This is a genomic window from Lonsdalea britannica (genome assembly GCF_946477055.1).
Lineage (GTDB): Bacteria > Pseudomonadota > Gammaproteobacteria > Enterobacterales > Enterobacteriaceae > Lonsdalea > Lonsdalea britannica_A.
In genome coordinates, this window is sequence record NZ_CAMKXG010000090.1 from 1 (window position 1) to 12,342 (window position 12,342).

8 protein-coding genes are annotated in these 12,342 nt (G+C 55.4%); 5 read left to right on the top strand and 3 right to left on the bottom strand.

From position 1 onward, the window contains the following. Positions 1–412: 412 nt before the first annotated feature. The 4 genes from Q7O77_RS08105 (at position 413) to Q7O77_RS08120 (ending at position 4,955) form a co-directional block, all read left to right on the top strand. Positions 413–1,255, top strand: a complete 843-nt coding sequence (locus tag Q7O77_RS08105; protein ID WP_304165551.1) for an ABC transporter permease subunit — start codon at positions 413–415, stop codon at positions 1,253–1,255. Positions 1,256–1,274: 19 nt separating this feature from the next. Continuing rightward, positions 1,275–2,060, top strand: coding sequence for an ABC transporter permease (locus Q7O77_RS08110; protein WP_304165554.1), 786 nt, complete (start codon positions 1,275–1,277; stop codon positions 2,058–2,060). Positions 2,061–2,062: 2 nt separating this feature from the next. Then, a complete protein-coding gene (locus tag Q7O77_RS08115; RefSeq protein ID WP_304165556.1) occupies positions 2,063–3,055 on the top strand; it encodes an ABC transporter ATP-binding protein in 993 nt (330 codons plus the stop codon). A gap of 256 nt (positions 3,056–3,311) precedes the next feature. Continuing rightward, positions 3,312–4,955 (top strand): Na/Pi cotransporter family protein, encoded by a 1,644-nt coding sequence (locus Q7O77_RS08120; RefSeq protein WP_304165558.1) that lies wholly within the window; start codon positions 3,312–3,314, stop codon positions 4,953–4,955. Positions 4,956–5,048: 93 nt separating this feature from the next. Here the strand turns inward: Q7O77_RS08120 and dld are convergent, their stop codons facing one another. Continuing rightward, positions 5,049–6,797 (bottom strand): D-lactate dehydrogenase, encoded by a 1,749-nt coding sequence (gene dld, locus Q7O77_RS08125; RefSeq protein WP_304165561.1) that lies wholly within the window; start codon positions 6,795–6,797, stop codon positions 5,049–5,051. 583 nt (positions 6,798–7,380) lie between these two features. On the opposite strand from dld, the gene dosP reads away from it, so the two are divergent. Then, positions 7,381–9,939, top strand: a complete 2,559-nt coding sequence (gene dosP, locus Q7O77_RS08130; protein WP_304165564.1) for an oxygen-sensing cyclic-di-GMP phosphodiesterase DosP — start codon at positions 7,381–7,383, stop codon at positions 9,937–9,939. Positions 9,940–10,083: 144 nt separating this feature from the next. On the opposite strand, the gene gap is transcribed toward dosP, so the two are convergent. Together gap and Q7O77_RS08140 are read right to left on the bottom strand one after the other, a co-directional pair. Further along, on the bottom strand, positions 10,084–11,097 hold the full coding sequence (gene gap, locus Q7O77_RS08135) for a type I glyceraldehyde-3-phosphate dehydrogenase (protein WP_304165568.1): 1,014 nt from the start codon (positions 11,095–11,097) through the stop codon (positions 10,084–10,086). 78 nt (positions 11,098–11,175) lie between these two features. Further along, a complete protein-coding gene (locus tag Q7O77_RS08140; protein ID WP_304165571.1) occupies positions 11,176–12,156 on the bottom strand; it encodes a GlxA family transcriptional regulator in 981 nt (326 codons plus the stop codon). Positions 12,157–12,342: the final 186 nt, after the last annotated feature.

Genomic DNA, 12,342 nt, shown 5'->3' on the forward strand with positions numbered 1-12,342 from the left:
ATCTACACTATCCTCTTCGTCGGCAGCGTCAGATGTGTATAAGAGACAGCCTCCTGGTGCATCCGATGAACATTGATAATGCGGGCCACCGGTACGGCCTGTCGTCGCCGCAGTATCGGAATCACGCCAGAAGGGTCGATGGTTATCTCTCGCTGCGGTTGGCGGATTGGCTGTCGGCAGGCTATCAGGTGGTGGTGACCGCAGACCACGGTATGAACGATGACCGCAGCCACGGCGGTGTGCTGCCGGAGGAAAGGGAGGTCCCGCTGTTTGTCTTCGGCGATGCATTTTCCCTGGGAGATGCGTCGCTGCGTCAGACGGATCTGTGCGGGACGATCTGCGAGGTTCTGGGGGTTACGCATGATAAATCGTGCTGTTCGGCGCTGCTCGCTGACGCGGAGGGCGCGAGCCGATGAAGAAAAAAGGGTTGGCGATTGTCTGTTTAATACCGTTTGCCGTGTTTTTCATCGCCTTTCAGCTGGTGCCGCTCGGTTGGATTGCCGTCAACAGCTTCTATAGTGACATCAACGCCAGCTGGGGCTGGGATAACTATCGGGACATTCTGACATCACCGTTTTATCTCCAGGCGATTCGATTTTCTCTGGATATCTCGCTTTACTCCAGTCTCTACGGTTTATTGATCGCGCTCATCGGGAGTTACTCCCTAAGTCAGCTCCGCGACGGTAGACTGCATCGCGGCGTGATGGCTTTTACCAACATGACCAGCAATTTTGCCGGCGTACCGCTGGCGTTCGCTTTTGTGATTCTGCTCGGGCTGAACGGCTGTCTGACGCTGTTGCTGAAACAGCTGGGTTTCATGGAGACGTTCAACCTCTATTCCCGCTCCGGGCTGATTATCCTCTACACCTATTTTCAGATCCCGCTTGGCGTTCTCCTGCTGTATCCCGCGTTCGACGGTCTGAAAGCGGAATGGCGGGAGTCTGCGGCGCTGCTCGGCGCCGGACGTTATCGCTACTGGCGATATATCGGACTGCCTATCTTGATGCCAGCGCTGGTCGGCACCTTAGTGATCCTGCTCGCGAATGCGCTGGGCGCGTATGCCACCGTATATGCGCTGACCAACGGGAACTTCAATATCGTGCCCGTTCGTATCGCGGCGCTGGTCGCAGGGGATATCTCGCTGGATCCCAATCTTGGGAGTGCGCTGGCCATGCTGCTGGTGGTGTTGATGACGCTAATTACGGCGCTTCATCAGTGGCTGATTCGTCATAGCTACCTGAACGTGAAACGTTAACGCATCGTGGAGAACGGTTATGTCTCGCTCTGAACGCGTCTACCACCGTTTCGTGGTGGGTACGCTGCTGTTTGTTCTGGTGCTGCCGCTGGCGGCAACGCTGGTTTATGCCTTCGCCACCCAGTGGGGCGCCACCATCCTGCCAGAGGGTTTTACGCTGAAGTGGATGAAAAGTTTATGGATGGACCCGCGTTTTCTGACGGCGCTGTGGCACTCGTTATTGATCTGCGGCGCTTCGTTGCTGCTGTCGCTGGCGTTGATTCTGCCGGCGATGTTCGTCATCGCCTATCAGTTTCCTCGACTGGATGCGGTGATGAACGTCTTGATTTTGCTGCCCTTTGCCGTACCGCCCATCGTTTCTTCCGTGGGGCTGCTGCAACTGTACTCATCGGAGCCGCTGATGCTGACCGGCACACCGTGGATCCTCATCGGCTGCTATTTCACCATCGCGCTGCCGTTTATCTATCGCGCGATCACGAACAACCTACAGGCGATTAACCTGCGCGAGCTGATTGATGCCGCTCACCTGTTGGGGGCGAGTACCTGGCAGGCAGCATGGTGGGTGGTGCTGCCCAATCTGCGCAAAGGCGCGTTTATTGCCGTCCTGTTGTCTTTCTCCTTCCTGATCGGCGAGTTCGTGTTCGCCAATCTTCTGGTGGGGAGTCGTTACGAGACCCTGCAGGTCTACCTGTTCAATATGCGTAACGGCAGCGGACACTTCACCAGCGCGCTGGTGATCTCTTATTTCTTCGTCGTGCTGGTGGTGACGTGGCTGGCGAATTTGCTGAATAAAGACAAGGAATAAACATGGCCTATCTGCAAGTGTCGCAACTGAATAAAAGTTTCGGGTCGACCTCCGTTTTCAACCAGATCGACTTCATGGCCGAAGAGGGCGAATTCGTGACGCTGCTGGGCCCGAGTGGCTGCGGCAAATCCACGTTGCTGCGCTGCATTGCCGGTCTGACGCCGGTAGACAGCGGACAAATCCTGCTTCAGGGGCAGAATATCGTGCCGCTCTCACCTCAGAAGCGAGGAATTGGCATGGTCTTCCAGAGTTACGCGCTGTTCCCCAATATGACGGTAGAGGGTAACGTCGCGTTCGGGTTGAAGATGCAAAAATTGTCGAGTGATGAGGTGCATCGACGAGTGGCAGAGGTTCTGGCGCTGGTGGAACTCGAGACGTTCGCCCGGCGCTATCCGCATCAGCTTTCGGGTGGTCAGTGCCAGCGAGTGGCGCTGGCGCGATCGCTGGTGACGCGTCCGCGGCTGCTATTACTGGACGAACCGCTTTCCGCGCTGGATGCGCGTATTCGCCGCCATCTGCGAGATCAGATCCGCGCCATCCAGCGTGAGCTGAAGCTCACCGCGCTGTTTGTGACGCACGATCAGGAAGAGGCTTTGACGTTGTCCGATCGCATCGTCCTGATGAATAAAGGCGAAATTGTGCAAAATGGTAACGCGGCGCGATTGTATACTCAGCCAGTTAATGCATTCGCCGCCGGCTTCATTGGCAACTACAATCTGTTAAGCGCGGAACAGGCTTCGCAACTCACGGGGCAGATGTTTACGCAGCAGGTGGCGATTCGCCCTGAGTCGATCGCGCTGGTCAACCCGCCTCAGGGGGTGCCCGCGACTATCGTCGATCACAGCCTGCTCGGCAATGTGATCCGCTATCGGGTCAGGGTGCAGGGAATCGAACTGCAGGTGGATACACTCAACCGCACGATGGAACAGGCTTACGGTGAGGGCGCTCAGGTGGGGTTACTTCTCGATCTGGCGACCGTACAGGAGGTGGCCTGACGTTACCTTGAGCGGACAGAGAGTCTCACCAAGCCTAAATAAAACCCGTGGCTTCATCAGAAGGACGTTTTAAGGTTGATAGCCTGACCTGATTCGTCACGATTGACAGCACGCTGCCCCCGGTATTCTTCACCAACGAGAGGACGGTGACCAAACGGGGAAATCGGTTGTTCGTTTTTCTGGCATATGACGTATTTTGGCTACATCACTGGCGATAGGGAACGGTTGATCGCTGAATGTTAAGGAGCTCTCTGTTTTGTTGATATTGCTGCATTTGTTGTCCGCCGTGTCGCTGCTGGTGTGGGGGACGCATATTGTCCGCACCGGGATCATGCGAGTGTATGGCGCAGGACTGCGTCGTATGCTCAGCAAGAACGTCAGCCACAAACCGCTGGCTTTTATGGCGGGAATTGTGGTCACGGCGTTGGTGCAAAGCAGCAACGCCACCATGTTGCTGGTCACGTCGTTTGTCTCGCAGGGCCTGATTGCCTTGGCCCCCGGTCTGGTGATTATGCTGGGCGCGGACGTCGGGACCGCCCTGATGGTGCGAATTCTGACCTTCGACCTCTCATGGCTCTCTCCGCTGCTGATATTCAGCGGCGTCTCGCTGTTCCTCAGTCGTAAACAGGCCCGCGTCGGACAGATGGGGCGTGTCTTGATCGGCCTCGGACTGATCCTGCTGGCGCTGGAGCTGATTGTGAATGCCGCAACGCCGATAACGCAGGCGGCCGGGGTCAAAGTGCTCTTTTCTTCACTAACGGGCGACATCTTGCTGGATGCCCTGATTGGCGCGTTGTTCGCCATCGTCAGCTATTCCAGCCTGGCGGCCGTCTTGCTGACTGCGACGCTGACGGCGACCAGCGTGATCTCGCTGAAGGTCGCACTGTGTCTGGTGGTCGGGGCCAATTTGGGCAGCGGAATGCTGGCGATGATCAATGCCAGTAAACAAAGCATTGATGGTCGCCGGGTCGCTCTGGGGAGCCTGCTGTTCAAACTGGTGGGTTGCGTCGTGGTGCTGCCGTTTGTCGAGATGCTGGCGGTGGAGATGGAAAAGCTGCCCGTCAGCACAGAGAATTTGGTCATCTACTTCCACGTGGTCTACAACCTGCTGCGTTGCCTGCTCATGTTGCCGATGACCGGACGAATGGCGGAATGGTGTCAGGTGCTGCTGCGCGATAATCAGGAGGAGGATCCGCGGCTGCGTCCGCGACATCTGGATCTCAGCGTATTGGATACCCCGGCGCTGGCGCTGGCCAACGCCGCTCGGGAGACGCTGCGGATGGGGGACATTGTGGAAAACATGCTGATCCTCACCCACGAGATGATGCACGGCAACTATTTGCAGGAGAAAACCATACGTCGGTTGGATGACGATGTGGACGTGCTCTATACCGGTATCAAGCTCTATCTGGCGAGGATGGCGAAAGAGGATCTCGGTGAAAGCGACTCTCGCCGATGGGCCGAGGTTATCGAGGTCACCATGAATCTGGAGCAGGCGGGCGATATTCTGGAAAAAATGGCCGGGGATATTCGCGCCAAGGCGCAGGCATCGCGCCGGGCGTTCTCCGCCGAGGGGCAAGAGGAGCTGGACGCGCTCTATTCCCGACTCCTCGATAACCTGCGCCTGAGCCAGACCGTGTTCTTCAACAACGACATCGCCAGCGCGAAACGTCTGCGTCGCTCCAAGCATCGCTTCCGTATTATGGATCGCCGTTTTGCTCATGCGCACGTCGAGCGTTTGCGCCAGAAGAATGTGCAGAGTCTGGAAACTAGTTCACTGCATTTGGGGCTGTTAGGGGATATGAAGCGTCTGAACTCGCTGTTCTGTTCGGTAGCTTACAGCGTGCTGGAGCTGGACGATCAGGACGATGAAGAGCGCGACGTCGTCGAAGCCAACTAACAACAGGGGCGTCACTCGATGGCGGTTAACATGACGGCGGGATAACGGGGCTTCGCGGGGAGGTGTCGAAGCCCCAGAGATGAGACGGCAGCGTTAGTGGTGTGAACTGTCGTTACAGCCACAGCCCCAGTTTTTCAGCTTGCTGGTCTTCCCGATGCCGGGATTGAGCGTGTTGGTCGGATCGTTCTGCTGATAGAACGCCTTCAGCTGCGGTTTGGCCTGATAAAGATGGCCGACATTGTGCTCAGCAGGGTATTCGGCGCCACGTTTATCCAGCAGTTCCAGCATTTTCTCCTTCAGCTTGTGGGTATCGACGCCTTTTTTCACGATGTAATCCTGATGGAACACGTGGCACATGAAGTGTCCGTAATAGAGGCGATGCACCAGCTGATCGCTGATTTCCGGCGGCAGATGCTCAAACCACTCCCGGTCGTTACGGCGCAGGGCGATATCCAGCGGCAGGATATTCTCCACCTCGCGGCTATGCACGGCGTGATAGCGAATAGCGGCTCCGGCCGCGGCGAACCGATGTAAGAACGCTTTGTTGCCTTCCTCAGGCGTACAAGCAAAAAACTCGCCGTCCGCCTCGCGGAAATAGTTTTCCAACCAGCGATGCGCCTCTTCAATGCCATCTCCCGCCATTTTTAACATCAGGTGATGCTCATAGCGGTCGCGATAGGCCCGCATCCGCTCAGGTAGCTGGGAGGGCAGCAAACGGCTCAGCAGCTGCATGGTGCGATCCACCAAATGCGACGGCAGGAACGGAATTTTATCGAAAATGGCGTCCATTCGGCCTTTGAGGTTGAAGAACAGGGGCATTTTGTCGGTGCCCAGCTTGTCGATCATCACGAAGGTGTCTTTGCCATAGACCTCAGCCATGTTGAACATATCCCGGTGCAGATACTCTCCGGCCACAGGCAGATGAGTAAACTGCGCCAGAATATGGCGACGCAGCTCGGTCAGCACCTCCGGCTGATTGGTACCGATATAGAACACCTGTTGAGATTCTTGTGCCGGGAACGTATCTAGTCGCACGGCAAAGATGGCCAGTTTACCGGCGCAGCCTGCGGCCTCGAACAGACGGCGTTCGTCGGCGTTGAATCGGGAAGGGGTATCCGCATCCACATCGCGGACGCGGTCGGCGTATTCGTGGTCGGACGCCTGTCGCTCATCGTTGACCACGTCCGCCTCGGTGTATTGTCGTTGTTCCAGACGAATCAGAATTTGCTCCGGCGTCTCTCCCAAATTAATGCCCAGATGATTGACCAGCTCTACCTTGCCCTGATCGTTTACGCGGCCGTACAGCGCCATCTCGGTGTAAGCCGGACCGCGATGCACCAGCGAACCGCCGGAGTTATTGCAGATCCCCCCGATGACTGACGCGCCGATACACGAAGAACCGATGACCGAGTGCGGCTCGCGCCCTAATGGCTTCAGCACGCGCTCCAGATGCCAAAGGGTACTGCCGGGCAGCGCGACGACTTGCCGTCCCTGATCCAACAGCTGCACCTTATCGAGCCTCAGTGTGCTGATGATAACGATTTCACGGTCGTAGCCATCGCCGCTGGGGGTTGAACCCTCGGTCAGACCGGTATTGGCCGCCTGCATTATGACAATACGATCGGCTTCTACGCTGGCTTTAAAGACTTTCCATTGTTCCAGCAGCGAGCCGGGAAAGACGACCGCCAGCGCATCCCCTTGGCCGGAGCGGAATCCCTTTCGATAGCGTTCGGTTTTGCGCGCGTCGGTGAGGATATGGGATTTGCCGACGATGCGGGTGAGGGTGTCGATGAGGTCCTGGGCGTTTACGCTAAACGTAATTGAAGTTGCATGATCCTGCATGAGCATCTGTCCTGTTAATTAATCTTATGATTTCTTTAAAAAGGATAGTGCTTATTCAGAATTTTGCGCGTATCCCCAGCGCGCTCGGTGAGCTATTGTATTGGCCGTTCACACGGAGGGTTGGGGCTGTTTTTTAACTGCTCCCATACGTGAATAACATGTTAATGGATAAGTTAAATTCATCTAATTATCACCACAGAAATGTTGTGCTTCGATGGCATACTGGACGACTGCAATTGAGCGTGTGGAGAAAGCGCGAAGGGGGTGAAATGGGCCGCCATATTGTGTAAACGTTTTCTTATCTGTGCCTGTGATTGGCTTGAGCAAATGTTCAATGTTTACTTCGCCGTGCCGATAAGACAAAAACCCCAGGCCAGAGTTTATGTTTCCCGTCATTTCTGGTTTTCCTGATGAAGACCCCTGACATAAGCACTGTCGGTGACCGGCCATAACGGCGGCGCAAATATCCATTCGTGTACCCATGCAGTTAACCTGGTGCCTAGGGCTGCTTAAAAATAGAGATTGCTGCAGATGGACTTATCGCAAAAGGAACGGATAACCCGTCTGCATGGAGGATATATCAATGAAGATGGAAGGTCCGGTCGCTGATTACTATCACATATTGCTACCAGCTTTGGAGCAGACGATGTTAGCCGTCGTCCTGATTGATGAGTGCGACCGCGTCCTGTTTTTTAATGCGGCCGCAGAAAGACTGTGGGGATACTCTCGCGACGACGTGCTTGGACAACACATGCGCCCGCTGTTGCCCAAGGCCATGCGGGAGGTGCATACCCGCTACATTCGCAGAAACCGCCAGGGAAATGCACCTCGAGCGGAAGCGATGAGCCGCGATATCCTCATGGAAAAACGGGATGGACAACAGCTATGGGCGAAGTTCTTCCTGTCTAAAGTCGATGTTGATGGGCGCATTCATTTCATGGCGATCGCGCGTGATGTCACGGACGAGGTCGCCCGTCGGGAAGAAACCCGACTGCTGTTGCTGGCGATCAACAACACTGATCGCGTCGTTTGCGTGTTGGACGCGTCTCGACGGATCGTTCAAATCAACCGGGCATTCACCTCCTTGTTTGGCTATACGGCCGAAGAGTCCATCGGAAAAGGGCCCAGCGAACTGCTGGCAAGCCCACGCACAGATGAAACGTTACTGGACAAACTGCGCACGAAAACCCAGGACTGGCTGGGCGTGCACGGCGACATCCTGACGCTGACCAAAGACGGCCGAGACGTTTGGGTGCGCTTCTCCGTCAATCCTATTGTTGACGAGCGAAACAACGAGCTTATTAAAAACTATGTGGTCGTGTTATCGGATGTCACTGAGGAACGTCTGATTCAGGATTTGGAGCGCGATGCGCTGGAGGCGTTGACCAGCAGTTTATCGTTCAATGAACTCGGTAATTTCCTATGCCGCCGCATCGAAACGATTGTGCCCGATGTGCTGGTGTCCGTCTGTCGGGTGGAAGACAACAAATTGCGTCCCTGGGCCGCGCCCAGTTTTCACGACTCTTACGGGCCTGACTGGGAGGGCGTCGCGATAGGCGAGGGCGTCGCGGGTTGCGGTACGGCCGCGTTCAGAGGCGAACAGGTGATGGTGGATGACATCGAAACCGATCCCCTGTGGGCGCCCTATAAACATAAAATGTTGCCGCATGGCCTGCGCGCCTGCTGGACCTATCCTATCAAGCAGCGTGACGGCCGGGTGCTCGGGACTTTCGCTTTCTATTTTCGGCAAGGTACAAAACCCAATACCTTCCTTGAACATATCGCCGACGCGAGTATTCACCTGTGTACCTTGGCGATAGAGCGGGAAGAAAACCGTCAGCAGATGGCTCGCGTCGTCAGATTTGATGCGCTTACCGGCTTACCGAATCGCAGCTACATGCATTGCCATGTGGACGATTTGCTCGCCTCATCCAGCCAGAAGATTGGCTTTTTCAATCTGGATCTGGACCATTTCAAAGATATCAACGATATGTTTGGCCATGCGGCGGGCGATCAAGTGCTGGTGGCGATGGCGAACCGATTGCAGTCGTGGATCCGTTCGGACGAGTTCATCAGCCGCACTGAGACCGACCAGTTCGTCATCGTCATGCCGAATTTTGACGTTACGCGGGCATCGGCGCTGGCAAGTCAGGTGCTCAGCATTGTAAGAGATCCGATCAAAATCAGCGGTCATAGACTGAGCTTGTCGGCCAGTCTCGGTATCAGCCAGTATCCCGAAGGCGGCACCACGCGAGAAGTGCTGCTGACGAATGCCATGAATGCCATGTACAAGGCCAAAAAGTCTGGCGGCAACGTCTTCCGATTTTTCAGCGCTGAAATGAACGTACTGGCCCGCGAGCGATTGTTGCTCGGCGCCGCGCTCAAGTCTGCCGTGGCGCATCGGCAACTGCATCTGCACTATCAGCCTCAGGTATGTACGCGCAGCGGAAAACTGTTTGGCGTCGAGGCGTTGGCCCGCTGGCATCACCCCGAATTCGGCGATGTGCCGCCCGATCGGTTTATCCGTCTGGCTGAGGATATCGGCGAGATTGACAGCATCGGTCGCTGGGCGTTGGAAGAGGCGTGCCGGCAGATGGCCGCGTGGCGGGCGGAAGGCATTCGTGTACCGGTGGTGTCGGTGAACCTCTCTTCGTATAACTTCAATCATCCGGATCTTCCAGCGTATGTGTCTCGCCAGCTGCAAACCTACGGGCTCGCGGGGTCGAACCTGACCATCGAGATCACAGAGAGCCTGATGATGTCGCTGACAGATGAAACGCTGGATATTCTTAACCGCATACGTGCGTTGGGCGTGGGACTGTCAGTGGATGACTTTGGTACCGGTTTTTCCAGCCTGTCCAGCCTCGCCAACCTTCCGGTCACGGAAGTCAAAATCGATCGCAGTTTCATCGACCAGTGCGGAAAGCAAAACCGGCTGCGTTCGGTGGTGCATGCCGTCATTGGTATCGGACGTAGTCTGGATTTGATGGTGGTGGCTGAAGGGGTGGAAACGGAAGAACAGCGCCGATTGCTGATTGCGCTGGATTGCCCGGTAGTACAGGGCTATTTGTTCTCGAAACCGCTGCCGCCGAACGCTTTGAACCAATGGATGGCGTCTTCAAGCCCGAGTAAGCAGCATTAAACTGAGGTAATTTGGGGTCTGCGGGGCGAAATTCGGAGTCTGAGTGAGTACATCGGTGTTCACTTACTAGCTGAGACTTTCAAGAACCCGTCACCAATGCATTGAAACGAACACCCGGTTTGACCGGGTGTTCGTTTTTTGAGGTTATAAAGCTTCTTGCTCAGCCATCATAAGCGCCAGATCGACAAGCCGATTTGAAAATCCCCACTCGTTGTCATACCAGGCAAGAATTTTGACCATGTTGCCGCCAATCGCCAGAGTCGAGAGCCCATCAATAATGGATGAACGCGGGTCGCCCTGATAATCACTGGAAACCAACGGTTCGTCGCTATACCCCAGGATGCCCTGCAACGGGCCGGAAGCCGCCGCTTCGCGGAATGCATTATTCACGTCCTCCGCGGTCACATCCCGTTCCAGCGTCACGGTGAGATCGACGATCGACACCACCGGGACAGGTACTCTCAGCGAGTAGCCGGTCAATCGTCCATCCAGCTCGGGGATTACCTTGCCCAGCGCTTTAGCGGCACCGCTGGAGTAAGGCACAATCGACAGCGCCGCGGCCCGCGCACCCCGTAGATCTTTTTCCGGTTGATCGTGTAATACCTGACTATTGGTATAAGCATGCGTGGTGTTCATCAACCCGTGTTTGATGCCAAAACGCTGGTGAAGAACCTGAGCGGCAGGCGCCAGCCCGTTGGTGGTGCAGCTGCCGTTGCTGACCACATAGTGTTTTTGCGGGTCGTACAGCGTATCGTTAACGCCCATCACCACGGTTAAATCGTCATTTTTTCCCGGCGCGGAGATGATGACGCGTTTGGCGCCGCCGCTTTCAATATGCACAGCAGCTTTATCGCGTTCGGTGAAGAAGCCGGTTGCTTCAATCACGATATCGACGTCCACATCACGCCAGGGAATGCGAGCCGGATCGCGCTCACTAAATACGACAATGGGCTGACCATCGACCAGCAACTGTTTCTCGTCCGCTTCGACGGTGACGGGCAGCGTGCCCAGCAGCGAGTCGTACTTCAATAAATGAGCCAGCGTTTTGCTGTCGGTCAGATCGTTGATTGCTACAATCTGGATATTAGGATTGTTCAGTGCCGCACGTAACACGTTGCGTCCGATTCTACCGAAACCATTAATACCGACCTTAACCATGATGAACTCCTTAGTATTTGTGTCTGGAGTCACTCTAGGTCGTGAGGGGTTTGGCGTAAATGACAAATAAGGATCATTTTACGCCATATTCCGGCAGTGAAAGCGTTCGCGGTACTCTCCGGGCGTCAGGTGCAGCTGTTTTTCAAAACTACGACGAAGATTAATGCTGCTGCCAAATCCGGTTTGCTGCGCGATTTTGTCTAATGTATCGCGCGTTTGCTCCAGCTGTTGCCGTGCGGCCGCAAGGCGTGCTTCAGCGACATAACGGGCAGGGGAGGCGCCGATATCACGGGTAAACACGCGGGTAAAATTACGCGGGCTCATCGCGGCTTTTTCCGCAAGTTTTTCCACACAGAGGTCCGCCGCGATGTTTTCCAGTATCCACGTCTGTAGTTCGCTCATCGGTCCTGACGCGAGAGAGGGGGGGAGAATGTAGCGACTAAACTGTAACTGACCGCCTGGCCGGCTAAGGTACATCACAAAATCCTGCGCGATATCGCGAGCCAGGCTGAAACCGTAATCCTCTTCGACCAGCGCCAGCGTGAGGTCAAAGCCGGAACTGACTCCGCCTGACGTCCAAACAGGTCCATCCTGAATATACAGCGGGCCGCCTTCGACCTTAATTTCAGGGAACGTCGATTGCAAAGTATCGAGTAATTTCCAGTGCGTCGTCGCTCGCCGCCCATCCAGCAAGCCGGCTTCAGCCAACAGCATGGCTCCGCTACAGATAGAGACGACGCGACGCGCATGAGGAGCGGCAAGACGGACCCAGTCGGCGACGGCGGTGCCTTCCTGAGCATTTTGACCATGACCGGTAATAAGAATGGTATCGCGTGGCTCTCGAGGGTCCAGCTCATGAAGACGGTGATCGGCCAGCAGATTCAATCCGGACCGGCCGTGGATCACCTGATGCGTTTGCGTTGTCGCGATATCAATATGATAACGCGGGTGATCCAAGCCTTCTGCGTGCAACCGATTGGCCTGCATGAGGATGTCGGCAATACCGGTAGACTCGAATAAAATGCCGCCGTCGGGGACGATGATGAGGATTTTTTTCATGTCCTAAAAAGTATACTTTTGACAGGGTAAGTCAATAATTTAGAAGCTGTGCATATTTTTAACTGTAAATACATACAGGTTGGCTTTATGATACACTTGGTCGTTGAGATTTATGCTGGAACTAGGACAGTATTTTAACTGTCTCTTATACACATCTGACGCTGCCGACGAAGAGGATAGTGTAGA